The sequence below is a fragment of the Natrinema halophilum genome (assembly GCF_013402815.2).
Lineage (GTDB): Archaea > Halobacteriota > Halobacteria > Halobacteriales > Natrialbaceae > Natrinema > Natrinema halophilum.
This window is the reverse complement of sequence record NZ_CP058601.1, coordinates 352,197-368,963: the sequence shown is the minus strand read 5'-3', so window position 1 is coordinate 368,963 and position 16,767 is coordinate 352,197. Positions and strand designations below refer to the sequence as shown.

Sequence of the window (16,767 nt, the reverse complement as noted above, 5' to 3'; positions counted from 1 at the left end):
CAACTTAAATGACCGAACATGATCGCGTCCATTCTCAGGTGCTGGAAATCGGCTCTATACTTCATCCGAGCTCGGTTGTGAGACGGGGAATGAGGATCAACAAATGAACGATTTCAAGTGCATGCCGTCGAGTACCTCCGGCATGACACCAGAGTCATATACAGAGGTGTTCTGATCTAATGAGCACGGACGACGAATCATTCCATCCGCTCGGCAACGAGTGGGAAGACGAACTCGAGTCGATGCTCGACGATACCGAGTACGACAGCAAGCTCGGTATGGAGATGGCCGAAGACGCGATGCGGGTCACCAAAGGCGAACTCTCCGAGGCCGAATTCCACGAACGGTATCACGAGGACGTGATGGACGAGTTCGGCGAGGACCAGCGCCCGACCGCGGAGGCGTACGAAGCCGCCCAGGAGGAGGCGAAGGGCACGTTCTCGAAGATGCTCGACGCGTTCGACGGTGACGGCGACGAGACCCGCCGCGAGACGATGAAGAAGATGGGAGTCGGCGCAGCGGCCGTCGGTATGGGTGCGTTCGGTGGCAAAGCTGGCGACCTCAAAGAAAGCGTCGCCGGCGAAGGCGGCCACGGCGGGACGGAGACCAAAGAGAAAAGCGACACGCAGTGGGGAATGACGATCGACCTCGAGCGCTGTGACGGTTGTCTCTCCTGTATGACGGCCTGTACGGAGGAGAACGCACTCGATATGGGTGTCAACTGGATGTACGTCATGGCGTGGGAAGACGAAAACAATCACTCTCCAGAAGGCGGGGAAGGTCTTGGAAAATCCGGCTCGTACTCCGACTTCAACATGGGAAGCGAGTTCAACATGCTCGTCCGACCGTGCCAGCACTGCACGGACGCCCCCTGTGAAAAAGTGTGCCCGACGACGGCCCGTCACACCCGCGACAAGGACGGCCTGGTGCTAACCGACTACGACGTCTGTATCGGCTGTCGGTACTGTCAGGTCGCCTGTCCGTACGGCGTCAACTACTTCCAGTGGGACGAGCCCGACACGGACTACAGCGAAATCGAGGGCGGGGAAGACATGACCCTGGCCGAATACGACCACGGCCAAAATGAGCGGTGGGTCGACGCTCGAGCCCCCCGCGGCGCGATGAGCAAGTGCGTCATGTGCCCGTCCCGACAGGACGGAGCCATGGGCGAGGAGAAAATCGGAACGACCGCGTGCGAGGACGCATGTCCGCCGGACGCTATCCAGTTCGGCAACGTCAAAGACGAGAAAAGCGATCCGTACCAGCACCGCGAGCACCCGAGCAAGAGTCGCGTGGTCGTTCACCTGACGAACAATACGAGCACGCTCGAAAGCGGTCGATCCGCCCCGTCGGCCGACCAGATCAACGAGACGCTCAGCCAGGGCGATGACCTCGAGACCGCGATCCAGAAGATCGACGATCTCAACGAGAACTCGACGTTCGACGAAAACGTGCTTGCGGTCATGAAAGCGGTCGAAATCGTCAGCGAGGGCAAAAAGCCGGGCGACGAGGAGAACAACAGCATTCTGGCTGCCGAACAAGACGTGATCGCCTCCGTCGAGGCGTTCCAGCAGTACGTCGATCTCGATAGCGAGGAGGCCCGCGACGAACTGCAACTCGGCGACGGAAGCAAAGAACAGGCGCAGTTCCGACTGAAACAGTACGCGGGCGATCCGAGTTCGTTCCAGTTGCTCGAGGACGTTGGGACGAACCCGAACGTCACGTACCTCGGCCAACAGCCCGGACCGGAAGCAAAACAGGTCTCCGGTCCGACGAAGTACGAGGATGTCGGTCTCCTCGACAAGCGACAGGAGTACCTCGACGACGAAACCGTCGGCAAGGTTGACGGGGTGTCGCTATGAGCACGAAGACGCCGTCCGAGGAGGACATCCTGCGTCCCATCGGCACGTTCTCGAAAAAATTCATAGCGGTGTACGGCATCGCGGCCCTGGGTCTCGTGGCCTTTCTCGTCGCGTGGGCCTACCAGCTCCAGAAGGGGCTGATCGTCACCGGGCTCGGTGACTGGGGCTCCGGTGGCGGCTCTACGTGGGGTCTGTACATCGGCGCGTTCATCTGGTGGGTCGGCGTTGCTCACGGCGGCATCATCCTTTCAGCCGCAGTCCGACTACTGGGCATGGACCGGTATATGCCAGTCGCTCGGCTCGCGGAGATGACGACGATCGGCGGCCTCTCAGCCGCCGGTTTCTACATTCTGGTCCACATGGGTCGGCCGGACCGGATGGTGACGAGCGTCATCGGCCACTACCACATTACGGTCAACAACTCGCCGCTCGTGTGGGACGTGACCGTCATCACGGCCTACTTCGTGCTGTCGGCGACGTACCTCGGCCTGACTCTTCGCTACGACGTCAATCGGTTGCGAGACGATCTTCCGGACAAGTTCGAACCGATCTACAAGATACTGACCATCGGTTACACGGAGAAAGAAGACGCGGTCATCGATCGGATGGTCTGGTGGCTCGCCGCCGCAGTCATTATCATGGCCCCGCTCTTGCTCCACGGCGGTGTGATCCCGTGGCTGTTTGCACTCCTTCCGGCGATGCCCGGTTGGACCGGCGCGATCCAGGGACCGACGTTCCTCAGTATCGCACTGATGTCGGCGATCAGTGGCATAACGATCATCGCCTACGCGTTCCGCCGAGCCTACGACTGGGACCACATCATCACCGACGACATCTTCCGAGGACTGCTCCTGTGGCTCGGGTTCTTCACCCTCTTGTTCCTCTGGTTCCAGCTTCAGCAGGTTATCAACGGCGTCTTCCTCGGTCCGACCAACCAATCGGTCGCGGTCGAGGCGAAGATCGCCCATCCGGTCTACCGAGTCGCGATGGCGATGATCTTCGGCACGCTCGTCTACATCTTCTTGCAGGGAATCCGACCGGCCCTGTTCAGTAAAAAGCGAGCGCTCATCGCGAGCGCTATTATTCTCTGTGGGACGCTCACCGAGAAAATTCTCTTCGTCGTCGAGGGGTTCTTGCACCCCACGTTCGACATCTACGCGGCGACGCCCGGGACCTACTTCCCGAGCGCGATCGAGTGGCTCTCCCTCGTCGGGACGACAGCGCTGGTGGCACTTTTATTCCTCAACCTCGCGAAGCTAGTTCCCGTGGTCGAACTCCACGCCATCGAACACCTGCGTGGTGACCACGAACACGGCACCGAACCGACCGAACCCGAGGTGGAAGCATGAGCACAACGCAAACGATCCTGTCCACACTCCTGTACCACGGCTACGACGGCACGAAAGGCTTCACCGGCTTCGCCAACGAAGGGACCTACATCATCTTCGCGGTGATCCTGGTCCCGGTCTACATCATGCTCGCGGCCTGGTTCCTCGGTGAACCCCGCGACACGAAGTCCGGGCTCCTCGGCGTGAGCTATCTCGTCGGACTGACGACGTCGATGTGGGTCGGAATGTTTATTCTGACCGTTCTCATCGGTATCGTCTTCTACGGCGGCGCGCCGGAACCGTTCACCAACGTCGGCCCACCGTAACTGCACCGTTTCGCTTCCGACAACCACCCCGATGTCGACGTTCTTTTGCGCGCTCGCCGATCCGTGAGCCGCGTCGTTCGAGTTCCGAACCATCACACGTATCCCGTTCCACGCTCTTCGTACGGCTAGCATACAGCCACCATGAGTATCACAGAACACGAACTCGAAATTAAACTCGAGGAGGTCGTAGATCCGGATATCGGCGAGGATATCGTCTCGCTCGGGCTAGTCAACGACGTCACGATAGACGACGAAACGGCCCGGATTTCGCTCGCCTTCAACGCTCCCTACGCGCCCTCCGAACTCGAACTGGGCAACCGCATCCGGGACGTGATCGAAGACGCCGGCCTCGAGGCGGACCTGCGGGCTCACGTCGGGGAGGAACACGGGTTCGACGACGAGGTACTCCCGCGCGTTCGAAACGTCATCGCCGTCGCCTCTGGCAAAGGAGGAGTCGGCAAAACGACTGTCGCGGCGAATCTCGCATCCGGGCTCGAGAAACGAGGTGCGATGGTCGGCCTGCTCGACGCCGACATCCACGGGCCGAATGTTCCGCAGATCCTCCCCCCCGAAAGCGATCCCGGTGTCACGCCCAACGAGGAGATCGTCCCGCCCCGTTCGGACGGCGTCCGCATCATCAGCATGGGCATGATGATGGAAGACGAAGACGACCCCGCCATTCTGCGCGGGCCGATGGTCAACAAGTTCATGATGAAATTCCTCGAGGGCGTCGAGTGGGGTCGGCTGGACTATCTCATCATCGACCTGCCGCCGGGGACCGGGGACGCGACGCTAAATCTCTTGCAGTCGATGCCCGTGACCGGGTCGGTCGTCGTCACGACGCCCCAGGAGATGGCGCTGGACGACACCCGAAAAGGAATCCAGATGTTCAACAAGCACGACACGCCGGTACTCGGCGTCGTCGAGAACATGAGTTCCTTTATCTGTCCGTCCTGTGGCGACCAACACGGCCTGTTCGGAACCGGCGGTGCGGACACGATCGTCGACAAATACGACGTGCCGCTGCTGGGTCGGATTCCGATCCACCCCGACTTCGGTGCCGACGGCAGCGAAGGCGCACTCATCAAGGACGACGACAGCGAGGTTCAGGGCTCCCTCGAGGACGTCGTCGGAGAAATCGCCGATCGGATCGGCGAAACCAACCGCCGAACGGTTGCCGACAACGTCGAACACGAACCGGCGAACAAGCTTCCAACCGAGACGAAAGACTGATCGATCGGCTGTGGGAATCTGTCCCCAGTTGCGGCCGTCGCTATCGACACCCGACACCGCCATCTCAGACGTGTTCTGGTCCGGTGAAATCCGAATCACCGACTATGCTTCGGCTGGGACCGAATGCAATCCCACTGCCAAAAATTGGGGGTACCCTCCATGCGTGCCTCACATGGATCGTCGTCACGCCGCCCCGTCCATCAGAAGATTCTTCTCGTTGGATTGATAGTTGGTACACATGACAGGCGGTCCCTCCAGACGCACGATTCTCGGGATGATCGCGGCCAGCGGAATCGGCGGGCTTGCTGGGTGTAGTTACGCAAGTGCAACAGGGAAACCCGCACACACGGTGAGTGTCTACCTCGGCAACCGAGACGCAGTCCGCGATGTGACGGTTACAGTCGAAGCGAAAGACGGAACGGTCGTCTTCGAACGCAGTTATGCCCTTTCCGACGACAACGAAGCCCACGAGGACGCGACGTTTCCCGAATCAGCTACCCCACGTGACGTCGTCGTCGCTGTCGATGGGTACCAGTTCCAGCGTTCGTGGCCAGAATTCACCGGTTCGAATAACCAGTGTTCCGACGGGAACTGGGAAGGGATCGAGGTCTGGATCGAAGGCGGGCCGGACGAGCCGCCGACCGTTCGTCTGGAAGGCAACTGTCAGCACGTCACACTCGACTAACGAGCACTGTCCGAAGGACGACCGCCGGTCGGAGGACTCGCCCGAGAGTGAACATACGATAGCACGTTTCCCGTTCCCCTGCCGTTTTTGTGACTGCGGTCGAACTGAGCCACATGCTCGACAGATACGCCGATGCAATCGACGAACTCGAGCCGGGCGACGACGAAATCGAGACCACGGAACTCGTGGTTACCGACGACGTCCTCGTGAAAGCCTTCGCCCTGGGACCGGGTGCGGAACTCGAGCCCCACGAACATGCGGACAGCACGAACGTCTTTCACGTCCTCGAGGGGTCGATAACCGTAATTCGGGACGACGAACGCGAGCGGATCGACGCACCCGGCGTCGTCCCCCACGAGCGAGGAATCGACCACGGCGCGCACAACGAGACCGACGAAACGGTCATCTTCACCGCGAGCCTCTGTCCGCTGCCTGGCTGAACGGAACTGCGAGATCTCAGGGGGAGCGACGGGTCGAATCCTCGAGTAGCGATTCGACGTACTTCGTGACGTGATCGTCAATCCGGCGCTTGTAGCCGGCCTGACGAGCGAGTCGATCGAGTTCGCGAGCGACGAGACTGCCGTACTGGGCCGCCTTCTTGTCCCGCCGAGCGACATCGTCCGGGAGATGGCGGGCCGCAATTCGTCTGAGGCCTCGTTTTCGCTCGTCGTCGTCCGCCAGCAGGGAGTCCGGCAGACACAGGGCTGTCTCGACGACAGCGTCGTGAAGGAGCGGCGCAACCGGCTCGAGGCCCGTCGCTTCGACCGCAAGAACGTCTCGCGGAAGTTGATCGGGCAGACTCCGGATCTGTTCGCGGACCGCTCCCCGGACCGTCTCGGCGTCGACCCGGTGGTCGAGTCGGACGACCTTCTCGTAGCCGCCGAACAGTTCGTCTGCACCCTGCCCAACGGCGAGTGCGTCGAATCCGTCACCGGCGACCCGTTCGCCGACGAGATACAGCGGAAGTGCGATCTGGAGGTCCATCGCGTTCGTGCGGCCGATTGCCCGCGCAACCTCGGGCACAGCGCGCTCTAGATCGGCCGGCTCGAGGTCGACGACCGTCAGGTCGCGGTCCATCGCGTTGGCGGCCGTGCGTGCGGCCGCTACGTCGTGACTGTCGGGAAAGCCGACGACGTACAGCGGCGCGTCCAGGAGTTCGGCGATCAGCGCCGAATCGACGCCGCCGGAGAATGCGACGGCGACCGACCGATCGTCGCGTCGGATGGCTTCGACAGCGGTCAGAATTGCGTCCTCGAGCGCCTCGAGAGCGACGTCCTGGTCCGACTCGGGTTCCGGGTCGGGGATGGTCCAGCGGAGTTGCTGTCCGGTACTGGGTTCGTCGACCGGCGCGACCGCGCCGGGAGGGAAGAGCCGCGGTTTTTCGAGGGCAGTCGGCTCGAACGCCCACGTCGGGTGGGGGGCGTTCGTATCGACGCGTTCGTCGACGAACAGTGGCACGCGTCCGAGTACGTCCCGAACGAGGTGGTCGTCGAGTTCACCGCCAAATCCGAACGTCCCCGGCAGCGGGTCGTCGTGCTCGAGCGCGTCACGAATGGTCGTCGGCTCGGCACCCCGAAGCATCGACTCGGTCATCGTAGTCGAATTCCCATCATCTGAACAATTTGAGCACGTGAGTCAGTCGTCGCGTGACGCCGCCGGCGAACTGCCGTACGCTGATCCGCCACGGGGTTCGTTTCCCTTCGACGGTCGTCCGTCCGTCCGCGATTGCCTCGAGAATCGCGTCGGCCGTACGCTCGTCGGCGTCGACGCGCGTGATCGCCTGGCCGACCATTTCGCTTATGTGTGCGTCGCTGCCGGCGGTCATCGGCAGGTTTCGTGATTTGGCGTAGCGCTCGGCCTGCCGATTCGCGCGGCCCGTAAACAGACGCGAGTTGTAGACTTCAATCGCGTCACCGGCCGCGAGTTCGTCCCGCGAGATGCGAGCCATGACGCCGTGGCGCGCTTCCTGAAACGGGTGCGGGATCACCGCCAGTCCGTCCTGCTCGCGGATCGCCTCGAGCGTCGATTCGAACGAGAGCCCGGGTTGGACGGCCTGTTCGAGGCCCAAACCAAGCACGTGGCCCGCCTTGCTCGAGATCTCCATTCCCGGAATGCCGATCAACCCGTAGTCGGGAGCGCGCTCGACGGCCTCGAGACTCGCATCGATTTCGTCGTGGTCCGTAATTGCGATCGCGTCGAGACCGACGGCTTCGGCCTGCTCGAGAATGAGTTCGACCGGATCGCGGCCGTCGTAGGACAGCGACGAGTGCGTGTGAAGTTCGACCGACAGCACGTGCGTACGTTTAGACGGCCTGATGAAAAACGGCTCGATCCTCGCGTCCGAGTCGCGGTCGCGCTGCTCCGCCGATTCGGCCTTCGATCGCTCATCAGTGGACCGGACCCGGTAAACGACAGTTCGTCGGTCAATGCACGAACGTGAACATGGAAACCCCTTTATCGGCCGGCTTTCATCATTTAGATGAATGAGTCTTGCCGATTCGGACCGCGAACTCGTCGTTTCCGAGCTGGGGCGGGAGCCGACGCAGGCGGAGGCGGCACTATTCGAGAATCTCTGGAGCGAACATTGTGCATACCGCTCCTCTCGTCCGCTGCTTTCGGCGTTCGACAGCGAGGGCGAGCAGGTCGTCGTCGGACCTGGTGACGACGCCGCGGTCGTCGCACTGCCTGGAGCCGACGACGGTGACGGGAAGCGCCAGTACATCACGATGGGGATCGAAAGCCACAATCACCCCTCGTACGTGGACCCGTTCGACGGCGCGGCGACCGGCGTCGGCGGCATCGTTCGGGACACGCTCTCGATGGGCGCCTACCCCATCGCGCTCGCTGACTCGCTGTACTTCGGCGAGTTCGACCGCGAGCACTCGAAGTACCTCTTCGAGGGCGTCGTAGAGGGAATCAGCCACTACGGCAACTGCATCGGCGTCCCGACGGTCGCCGGTAGCGTCGACTTCCACCCCGATTACGAAGGGAATCCGCTGGTCAACGTCGCCTGCGTCGGCCTCACGAACGAGGAACGACTCGTCACCGCCGAGGCCCAGGAGCCCGGCAACAAACTCGTTCTCGTCGGCAACGCAACCGGCCGAGACGGACTCGGTGGCGCGAGTTTTGCCAGCGAGGACCTCGCAGAGGATGCCGAAACCGAAGACAGACCCGCCGTCCAGGTCGGAGATCCCTACGCCGAAAAGCTGCTGATCGAAGCCAACGAAGCGCTCGTCGACGGGGGCCTGGTCGAGTCCGCTCGAGACCTCGGTGCCGCTGGCCTCGGGGGTGCCTCGAGCGAGATGGTCGCCAAGGCAGATCTCGGCGCGCGTATCGAACTCGAGCGCGTCCACCAGCGCGAGCCGAACATGTCGGCGCTCGAAATTCTGCTGGCCGAATCCCAGGAGCGGATGTGTTACGAAGTCAAGCCGGAGAACGTCGACTGCGTGCGCGAGATCGCAGACCGGTTCGACCTCGGCTGTTCGGTCATCGGCGAGGTCACCGACGGCAACTACGTCTGTACCTTCGAGGGAGAGACGGTCGTCGACGTCGACGCGTACTTCCTGGGAGAGGGCGCACCGATGAACGATCTCCCGACCGAAAGCTCCGAACCGCCAGCGACCGACCTGCCCGACGTCGACCTCGAGGACGCTTTCGAGGCCGTCGTTTCGAGTCCGAACACCGCCTCGAAGCGGTGGGTCTACCGCCAGTACGACCACGAGGTCGGCGTCCGAACGAGCGTGGGGCCGGGCGACGACGCGGCGATCGTTGCGATCCGAGAAGCAAGCGCGGGGCTACGGTCCGCGGAAGCAAGCGCGGAGCTACGGTCCGCGGAAGCAAGCGCGGAGCCACGGTGCGCGGAAACGTCGACCGAGGACGACCGCAAGATCGGAACGGGACTCGCGATATCTTCCGGCGCTGCGCCGAACTGGACCGACGCCGCTCCCCGCGATGGCGCCCGCGCAATCGCACTCGAAAACGCGACGAACATCGCGGCCAAGGGCGCGACGCCGCTGGCTGCGGTCGACTGTCTCAACGGTGGGAACCCGGAGAAACCAGACGTATACGACGGATTTACCGGGATCGTCCAGGGTCTCGCGGAGATGTGCGAGACGCTTTCGACGCCGGTCGTCGGCGGGAACGTCTCACTATACAACGACTCCGTCGCAGGACCGATACCGCCGACGCCGACGCTGGCCATGGTCGGTTCCAAGTCAGGGTACGACGCACCGCCGCTGTCGGCCGCCTCGGAGGGCGATCTGGTGCTCGTCGGTGACGTGGGCCTCGAAACCGGTTCCCCTCGGCTCGGTGGCGCCGAGTATCTGGCCCAGTTCGACGGGAGCGATCGGTTCCCGCGACTTCCGACAGACCCCGCCACCGTGATCCAGACGCTTGCAGCGGTTGCGGACGACGATACGACGCTGGCCGTCCACGACGTCAGCCACGGCGGACTGGCCGTCTCACTTGCCGAAATGATCACGGCCGAGGCTGGTCTCGAGGTGACGATTCCGGGCGACGACCCGACAGGGGCGCTATTTCACGAACAACCGGGTCGCGCGCTGATCCAGACCAGGTCGGTCGAAGCCGTGCGCGAAGCGTTCGACGGGGTCGCACCGGTCGTCGAACTCGGTACGGGAACCGACGACGGGATGCTTACGATCGACATCGGGGATCGGATGCTCGCGACCGATGCGAGCGAAATACGCGAGTTGCGTGCGACGATCGAACGCGGGCTCGAGTGACTCGAAACTGACGGATCGGAATGGTGGTGGTCCAAACGAATACCGGGATATCGACGACTGTGGCGGAATCGATTGCAGATGATCGCCGCGAACCAGTTTCTTCGACAGAGTGTGCGGAATATTGATATACATCGGGAACTATTCGTCCAACGAACCGGTATACCAAGAGGGAGTTCGATGACCACCGACACCCCGTCCGTTCTGATCGTCGAAGACGAGCCCGACCTCGCGAACCTCTATGCAGCCTGGCTCAAAGGCGAGTGTGCCGTCGAGACGGTCTACGACGGAAACGAAGCGCTCGACGCCATCGGGGAAGAGATCGACGTCGTCTTGCTGGACCGGCGGATGCCGGGTCTCTCAGGGGATACGGTCCTCGACACGATTCGGAAACGGTCGCTCGACTGTCGAGTTGCGATGGTGACGGCAGTCGAACCCGACTTCGACATCATCCAGATGGGGTTCGACGATTATCTCGTCAAACCCGTCTCGAAGACCGAATTGATCACCATAATCGAACAGTTGACGCTCCGCTCGACGTACGACGAGCAACTTCAGGAATTCTTTGCGCTCGCCTCGAAGAAAGCGTTACTCGACGATCAGAAGACGGAAGCCGAACGACAATCCAGTCAAGAGTACGCCGAACTCAAGGATCGAATGGCCGTTCTCCGCGTCCAGGTCAACGATACGATGCAAGAACTACTGGAACAAGAGGGATACCGACAACTCTGCCAAGATATAGCACGTGAATCCGTGCTCAACGAGTGGTAGCACGCCACCCCGTCGCGATGTACGACCGGCGTCTATTCTGTTCTACTCGAGGCGTCGCTCGAGCGTCGTTATATTCCGAATCTCGATCCGCGTTCCGCCGTTCGTCCCGTTGGTGACGGTACACTCCCAATCGTGGGCTTCGGCGATCGCTCGGACGATCGCGAGTCCGAGACCATCGATAGCCGTGTTGTCATCGGCGGTCGGATCGAGCACCTGATCGTGTGCGTTTGGCGGTATTTCTTCCGCGTCGTCGAGAACGAAAATACCACGACCGACGCCGTTTTCGAATCCGACCAGACCGATCTGGATCGTAACCTCGTCGGTTGCGCGTGCGACGGCGCTGTCGAAGGCCGTCTCGAGGAGGTGGATAAACCGATCGGGATCTGCTCGGAGCGTCGCTGACGCGTCGACGACGATCGCGTCCTCGGTGAGACGTGATTCGTGGACGGCATCTTCGATAGCCGACTCGAGACGGAGTCGGCTGCGAGTACCGACGGCCGTCGCGTTCCGGGCGAACTCTCGGATGTCGTCGACGAGTTGTTCGGCCCGATCGAGAGTCGTCTCGACGGTATCCTCCGCGAGTGGGAATTCCCACTCGCCGACTTGTTCGTTCTCGAGTGCGTTTGCAACGGCCGAGAGCTGGCGTTGGAGGTCGGACGAAAGGACTTCCGCGACGGCTTCGAGCCGCTCGGTCTGGCGCTCGAGTTCGGCTGTTCGATCTCGAAGCACCCTCTCGTTGTCGGCACGTTCGAGCGCAGCGCGGGTGTTCTCGACTAGAGTCGAGATGAGGTCGACGTCCGTCTCGTCGAAACTGTGTGGCTCGAGTGCCCCGGTCATGAGGACGCCGTGGGTGCCGATCGGCGCGATGATCTCCGACCGAAGCGGCGTGTCCGGGTTGTACAGCCCATCGACGGACTGAAGATCGTCGAACAGTTCGACGGTACCGGCTTCGAAGACGTCCCAGACGAGGCCTTCGCGGGGATTAAATCGAGGGAGTCCACCGAACCGGTCGTGTGCACCAGCGGTACCGGCGACCGGTTCGAGATAGCCGTGTTCCTCCTCGAGCAGCCAGACGCCGCTGATCGGTAGATCGAGTAGATCGCTGCCGGCGTGGACGGCGATCGCACAGATCTCTTCGGGATCGTCGGATTCGAGGAGCCATCGGGTAACCTCGTGGAGCGACGTGACGACGCGGTCGTATTCGTGCTGGTCAGTAACGTCCCGGATGACGGCGGCGACCGTCGCGACGGTGTCCTCGATCGGAACGAATCGAAACTCGCCCATACGGTCGGTGCCGTCCGGCCCGGTGTAGGGCAACTCGAGTTGCCGGCGGTCGGCGTTGCCGACGTCGACGTCGGTGATCGCTCGTCCGATCTCGACGGCGTGTTCGTCGGCGATGCCTGCTTGCTCGGTCAGCGTCTCGATATGTTCGCCAACGAGTGTCGACTGCGTCCCGCCGATAATCGACTCGGTTGCTCCATTGATGGAGACGATTTCGCGGTTGCGATCGAGTGTGATGACGGCGTCGCGAATCGCCTCGACGACCGCGGCGTGCTGGGCGAGCGTCGTCTCCTGGGCTCGCCGCTCGGAAACGTCGCGCATGTACACCGAAAGGCCGGTACTGGAGGGGTATGCTTTCGCCTCGAACCACGTTTCTAGAGAGGTGTGATAGATCTCGAACGAGACCGGAACCTGCGAGTCCATCGCGCGGTGGAATCCGTCGGGAAACTGGGTCTCGACGGTCTGTGGGAATTCGTCCCACATAACGCGACCGATCAGCTCACCGCGATCGCGTTTGAGCAGCGTTTCGGCGCGTTCGTTGAGGTACGTGAACCGAAAGCTCGTATCCAGTGCGAAGAAGGCGTCGGTCACGCGGTCGACGATGGGAAGCGAGCGCGTCATCACTACGTAGTACCCCTGACCGAACGTGGGCCCAGTCCCCCCCTGTGTTCGAGCCGATCACTGCCCGGAGCCGGTGTCATCATCGACAGCCACTCGAGCGATAGTTTGTGAAAGCCCTATTTCAGTGTCGTGGCCGAAAAGCAACTGTTTGTGAGTGAACAACCGCCGTTTCGGCTCAAATCAGGAGTGGATTCGAGAGATGAAGGTCCGATCGATTCGAGGAGGCGACAGCGGTTCGCGAACGCTCATTCGTCGCTCTCGAGTTCGACGAGTTCGAGGGACCGGTCGAGATGGCAGATTTCGTGTGGCGGGTCGCCGACGATGTCCGTGATGCGATATTCCTCGCCGAACTCGACGCCGTCGGGCTCGCAGTACTCGTGGCTCGGACACTCGATGTACGGGCAGGGACCGGGGAGACTCGTTTTGCTCCCGGCGTAGGCACCCTTCGACGAGATGTTCGCACGCACGGACGCGGGTTCGACCTCGACGGCTCGGACGCCCCGGTCGTGCATAGCACACTCGAGCGTCTGGGCGTTTTCTCGGACGGACGTAACGCGGTATTTCGTCCCGGTCGACAAATTGAGACACTGGCTGCGGTAGGGGCAGCCGGTACAGCCGTCTGCTTCGCCCTCGTAGACGAATTCGGTTCCCGGTTCGGCAAGCCGAGAGCCGATGAGCGTAACGGTCGACATAGCTACAGTAGTCGCCACCGGCGGTTAAACGTCACGTCTCGAGTGGCTTTCGGGACCCGTAACGGATCGGCCACGAAACCGAGTTAGCACTCGGTTGTGTCAGCACCGGTCAACTCGTCGAGGCGCTCGAGATACGCATCTCGTGGTACCTGGTACAGCGCGCGGCAGTCGATTTCGCCGGCGTCGAACCGTCGAGCGAGTTCGATCGTCTGCTCGAACGCGGCCGCTCGAGTCGGGAATCGACGCGTTTCGTTCAGCGACACGTCAGGTTCGAGATAGAGCGTAACGAACCAATCCGACGAATCGGCGGTGTCGGCCGGATTGATCCCAGGACGCCGGGTCCGTTTGCCGTGTGTGAGATACAGGGTCGGTAAACAGGGTGCGGGAAACGCCTCGGCGTTGAACACGTCCGGCCGGTACGCGAGAACGAGGCGTCCGTCCTCACCACGACTCCAGATGTCCCACCCGTCCGGCACACTCGAGTCATCTTCGCGTTCTTCGGTATCCGAGTCCGACATAGCTGCCGGTACGACCGGCGGGCCTATAGCATCGTCGTCGTAGCCGTTCGAGGAGATTGGGTGTCGAGCTGACCGATCGGCACGGAGCACGAATCGCCTCACCTCGCCTCCGTCGCGCGAGCGATTGAACAGCGCGCGCGAGCCGACGTAGGCATTGCAGGCCGTCGACTTAAGCCGCCTTCCTCCGAATGTGTGATGTGATACCTACAACCACAATATTATTCTAACAAGTACGGCATGAAATGAAATTCTGATAAATACCTTTTGGGGCTAAGGTTAAGTGGCTGGATTACTCACTCATTAAATACTATCGGTATCCGTTTGCCGGACCGATCCACTCCGCGCTCGTCCCCGGCGCACCGTTGTATAAGACACCAAACGGTTGTCGCACAACGGACAGTGGTGATAGATGACACATGACACAGCAGATAGACGCCGCCCACAACAGGGTCATGCTCCCCGGGTGCCCGCTCGCGGAGCCGGACGACCACGACGCGTTTCCAACGGGTGACGCGAGGCGACGGATTCCGACGGTTCGGCCACGAGACGGCTCGGTCGGTCGAACGACGTCCGCTTCCGCGTTCCGTATGATCACGGACGACCGTAGACGGGGGAACCCGAAACTGGCAGTGATACCATGACCGGTGACATCGAGACACTCGAGCAGCTCAGTACGGATTACAAGGAATCGATGCCCGCAGACTTGCGGGAAACAAAGTCCTTCGACTGGTACTTAGAAGAAGTGTACGAGGATCCGAAGGTGGCTCGCAACGCCCACCAGCGCGTCGCGGACATGTTCGATTACTACGGCACCACCTACGACGAGACCGAAGGGATGGTCGAGTACCAACTCGCAAGCGAGGATCCGCTCGGTGACGGCGAAAACACTTTCTACGGGAAGGTGATCCATCAGTCGATCCACGAATTCGTCAACAAGGTAAAATCGGGAGCAAGGCGGCTGGGGCCCGAACGGCGGATCAAACTCCTGCTCGGCCCGGTCGGCTCCGGCAAGTCCCACTTCGACAAGCAAGTCCGCAGATACTTCGAGGATTACACGCTGCGAGACGAGGGTCGAATGTACACGTTCGAGTGGATCAACCTCTGTGACGTCATCCAGGACCAGGACCCGGCCGACGACACCGTCCGCTCTCCGATGAACCAGGATCCGCTCGTGCTCCTCCCACTGGAGCAGCGCCAGCGGGTGATCGACGATCTCAACGAGAACTTAGACGCGCCGTATACGATCCAGAACGAACAGTCGCTGGATCCTGAAAGCGAATTCTACATGGACAGGCTACTTGCGTACTACGACGACGATCTCCAGCAAGTCCTCGAAAACCACGTCGAGATCGTCCGATTCGTCGCCGACGAGAACAAGCGCCAGGGACTGGAAACCTTCGAACCCAAGGACAAGAAAAACCAGGACGAAACCGAACTCACCGGCGACGTCAACTACTCGAAGATCGCCATCTACGGCGAAAGCGATCCGCGCGCGTTCGACTACTCGGGGGCGTTCTGTAACGCAAACCGCGGCATCTTCTCCGGCGAGGAACTCCTCAAACTCCAGCGTGAGTTCCTCTATGACTTCCTCCACGCGACCCAGGAACAGACGATCAAACCGAAGAACAACCCGCGGATCGACATCGACCAGGTGATCGTTGGCCGCACCAACATGCCCGAGTACAAGGACAAGAAGGGCGACGAAAAGATGGAGGCGTTCAACGATCGCACCAAACGGATCGACTTCCCCTACGTCCTCTCCTACGAGGACGAGGCCCAGATCTACAACAAGATGCTCTCCAACGCCGATGTCCCCGACATCAACGTCGAACCTCACACCCTCGAGATGGCGGGGCTCTTCGGCGTCCTCACTCGTATCGAGGAACCCGACACCGAGACCGTGGGGTTGCTCTCGAAGGCCAAAGCCTACAACGGCGAGATCGACGAGGGCGACGATATCGACGTCAAGAAGCTTCGCGACGAAGCCGCCGCGAAAGCCGAAATCGGGGAAGGCATGGTCGGCGTTTCACCGCGGTTCATCGGCGACGAGATCGCAGAGGCGATCATGGACTCGAAACACCGACAGCGCGGATTCCTCTCTCCGCTGACGGTGTTTAACTTCTTCGAGGAAAACCTCGAGCACCACGGTTCGATCCCCGAGGAGAACTTCGAGCAGTACTACCGCTACCTCGAAACGGTCCGCGAGGAGTACAAAGAACGCGCCATCGAGGACGTCCGTCACGCGCTGGCGTACGACATCGACGAGATTCAGCGCCAGGGCGAGAAGTACATGGACCACGTGATGGCCTACATCGACGACGACACCATCGAGGACCAGCTTACCGGTCGCGAGCAAGAACCCGACGAGACCTTCCTCCGATCGGTCGAGGAGAAACTCGACATCCCGGAGGATCGCAAGGAGGACTTCCGACAGGAGGTCTCGAACTGGGTCTCCCGGCGCGCTCGCGAAGGGGAAGCATTCAACCCGCAGGACAACGAGCGCCTGCGTCGCGCCTTAGAGCGCAAACTCTGGGAGGACAAGAAACACAACATCAACTTCTCCGCGCTGGTGTCGGCAAACGAGTTCGACGACGACGAACGCTCGGCGTGGATCGACGCGCTGATCGAACAGGGTTACTCCGAGGAAGGCGCAAAGGAGGTGCTCGAATTCGCCGGCGCTGAGGTCGCCAAGGCCGAAATGGAAGACTAAC

The 16,767-nt window shown here is 61.5% G+C and carries 15 protein-coding genes; 10 read left to right on the top strand and 5 right to left on the bottom strand.

From position 1 onward, the window contains the following. Positions 1-179 precede the first annotated feature (179 nt). The 6 genes from HYG82_RS22520 (at position 180) to HYG82_RS22495 (ending at position 5,874) form a co-directional block, all read left to right on the top strand. Entirely contained in the window at positions 180-1,862 is a 1,683-nt protein-coding gene (locus HYG82_RS22520; protein ID WP_179259388.1) for a 4Fe-4S ferredoxin N-terminal domain-containing protein, read from the top strand. After that, positions 1,859-3,211 carry an NrfD/PsrC family molybdoenzyme membrane anchor subunit gene (gene nrfD / locus HYG82_RS22515; RefSeq protein WP_179259387.1) on the top strand — a complete coding sequence of 451 codons (1,353 nt, stop codon included), beginning with the start codon at positions 1,859-1,861 and terminating at the stop codon, positions 3,209-3,211. Before HYG82_RS22520 ends, nrfD begins: the two co-directional genes overlap by 4 nt. Further along, the gene (locus tag HYG82_RS22510) at positions 3,208-3,516 is read left to right on the top strand and encodes a hypothetical protein (RefSeq protein WP_179259386.1); all 309 of its coding nucleotides are present in this window, start codon (positions 3,208-3,210) and stop codon (positions 3,514-3,516) included. Before nrfD ends, HYG82_RS22510 begins: the two co-directional genes overlap by 4 nt. 141 nt (positions 3,517-3,657) lie before the next feature. Further along, positions 3,658-4,749 (top strand): Mrp/NBP35 family ATP-binding protein, encoded by a 1,092-nt coding sequence (locus tag HYG82_RS22505; RefSeq protein ID WP_179259385.1) that lies wholly within the window; start codon positions 3,658-3,660, stop codon positions 4,747-4,749. 238 nt (positions 4,750-4,987) lie between these two features. Continuing rightward, complete coding sequence (locus HYG82_RS22500; RefSeq protein ID WP_179259384.1) at positions 4,988-5,434, top strand: hypothetical protein; 447 nt, start codon at positions 4,988-4,990, stop codon at positions 5,432-5,434. A gap of 113 nt (positions 5,435-5,547) precedes the next feature. Beyond that, on the top strand, positions 5,548-5,874 hold the full coding sequence (locus tag HYG82_RS22495) for a cupin domain-containing protein (protein ID WP_179259383.1): 327 nt from the start codon (positions 5,548-5,550) through the stop codon (positions 5,872-5,874). A 16-nt stretch (positions 5,875-5,890) separates the two neighbouring features. Here the strand turns inward: HYG82_RS22495 and HYG82_RS22490 are convergent, their stop codons facing one another. Together HYG82_RS22490 and HYG82_RS22485 are read right to left on the bottom strand one after the other, a co-directional pair. Continuing rightward, on the bottom strand, positions 5,891-7,027 hold the full coding sequence (locus HYG82_RS22490; RefSeq protein ID WP_179259382.1) for an asparagine synthase C-terminal domain-containing protein: 1,137 nt from the start codon (positions 7,025-7,027) through the stop codon (positions 5,891-5,893). Between the two features lie 16 nt (positions 7,028-7,043). Then, on the bottom strand, positions 7,044-7,727 hold the full coding sequence (locus tag HYG82_RS22485; RefSeq protein WP_179259381.1) for a PHP domain-containing protein: 684 nt from the start codon (positions 7,725-7,727) through the stop codon (positions 7,044-7,046). 190 nt (positions 7,728-7,917) lie between these two features. Between HYG82_RS22485 and purL the strand changes: the two genes are divergently transcribed. Together purL and HYG82_RS22475 are read left to right on the top strand one after the other, a co-directional pair. Further along, on the top strand, positions 7,918-10,176 hold the full coding sequence (gene purL, locus HYG82_RS22480) for a phosphoribosylformylglycinamidine synthase subunit PurL (protein WP_179259380.1): 2,259 nt from the start codon (positions 7,918-7,920) through the stop codon (positions 10,174-10,176). A gap of 177 nt (positions 10,177-10,353) precedes the next feature. Beyond that, on the top strand, positions 10,354-10,944 hold the full coding sequence (locus HYG82_RS22475) for a response regulator (protein ID WP_179259379.1): 591 nt from the start codon (positions 10,354-10,356) through the stop codon (positions 10,942-10,944). 42 nt (positions 10,945-10,986) lie between these two features. On the opposite strand, the gene HYG82_RS22470 is transcribed toward HYG82_RS22475, so the two are convergent. From HYG82_RS22470 to HYG82_RS22460, 3 genes are all read right to left on the bottom strand, one after another. After that, positions 10,987-12,846, bottom strand: a complete 1,860-nt coding sequence (locus tag HYG82_RS22470; protein ID WP_179259378.1) for a sensor histidine kinase — start codon at positions 12,844-12,846, stop codon at positions 10,987-10,989. Between the two features lie 245 nt (positions 12,847-13,091). Beyond that, complete coding sequence (locus HYG82_RS22465) at positions 13,092-13,538, bottom strand: UPF0179 family protein (RefSeq protein ID WP_179259377.1); 447 nt, start codon at positions 13,536-13,538, stop codon at positions 13,092-13,094. Positions 13,539-13,621: 83 nt separating this feature from the next. After that, a complete protein-coding gene (locus HYG82_RS22460; protein ID WP_179259376.1) occupies positions 13,622-14,056 on the bottom strand; it encodes a DUF5820 family protein in 435 nt (144 codons plus the stop codon). 416 nt (positions 14,057-14,472) lie between these two features. Between HYG82_RS22460 and HYG82_RS22455 the strand changes: the two genes are divergently transcribed. Continuing rightward, a complete protein-coding gene (locus tag HYG82_RS22455) occupies positions 14,473-14,697 on the top strand; it encodes a hypothetical protein (RefSeq protein WP_235217794.1) in 225 nt (74 codons plus the stop codon). After that, positions 14,694-16,766, top strand: coding sequence for a PrkA family serine protein kinase (locus HYG82_RS22450; RefSeq protein ID WP_179259375.1), 2,073 nt, complete (start codon positions 14,694-14,696; stop codon positions 16,764-16,766). Before HYG82_RS22455 ends, HYG82_RS22450 begins: the two co-directional genes overlap by 4 nt. The last annotated feature ends 1 nt before the right edge of the window (position 16,767 follow it).

Excerpts from the sequence above, each read along its gene's own strand:
- nrfD (WP_179259387.1), top strand. The coding sequence starts at position 1,859 with ATGAGCACGAAGACGCCGTCCGAGGAGGACATCCTGCGTCCCATCGGC.
- HYG82_RS22495 (WP_179259383.1), top strand. The coding sequence starts at position 5,548 with ATGCTCGACAGATACGCCGATGCAATCGACGAACTCGAGCCGGGCGAC.
- HYG82_RS22505 (WP_179259385.1), top strand. The coding sequence starts at position 3,658 with ATGAGTATCACAGAACACGAACTCGAAATTAAACTCGAGGAGGTCGTA.
- HYG82_RS22500 (WP_179259384.1), top strand. The coding sequence starts at position 4,988 with ATGACAGGCGGTCCCTCCAGACGCACGATTCTCGGGATGATCGCGGCC.
- HYG82_RS22510 (WP_179259386.1), top strand. The coding sequence starts at position 3,208 with ATGAGCACAACGCAAACGATCCTGTCCACACTCCTGTACCACGGCTAC.
- purL (WP_179259380.1), top strand. The coding sequence starts at position 7,918 with ATGAGTCTTGCCGATTCGGACCGCGAACTCGTCGTTTCCGAGCTGGGG.
- HYG82_RS22490 (WP_179259382.1), bottom strand. The coding sequence starts at position 7,027 with ATGACCGAGTCGATGCTTCGGGGTGCCGAGCCGACGACCATTCGTGAC.
- HYG82_RS22470 (WP_179259378.1), bottom strand. The coding sequence starts at position 12,846 with ATGACGCGCTCGCTTCCCATCGTCGACCGCGTGACCGACGCCTTCTTC.
- HYG82_RS22455 (WP_235217794.1), top strand. The coding sequence starts at position 14,473 with ATGACACAGCAGATAGACGCCGCCCACAACAGGGTCATGCTCCCCGGG.
- HYG82_RS22450 (WP_179259375.1), top strand. The coding sequence starts at position 14,694 with ATGACCGGTGACATCGAGACACTCGAGCAGCTCAGTACGGATTACAAG.
- HYG82_RS22460 (WP_179259376.1), bottom strand. The coding sequence starts at position 14,056 with ATGTCGGACTCGGATACCGAAGAACGCGAAGATGACTCGAGTGTGCCG.
- HYG82_RS22520 (WP_179259388.1), top strand. The coding sequence starts at position 180 with ATGAGCACGGACGACGAATCATTCCATCCGCTCGGCAACGAGTGGGAA.
- HYG82_RS22465 (WP_179259377.1), bottom strand. The coding sequence starts at position 13,538 with ATGTCGACCGTTACGCTCATCGGCTCTCGGCTTGCCGAACCGGGAACC.
- HYG82_RS22475 (WP_179259379.1), top strand. The coding sequence starts at position 10,354 with ATGACCACCGACACCCCGTCCGTTCTGATCGTCGAAGACGAGCCCGAC.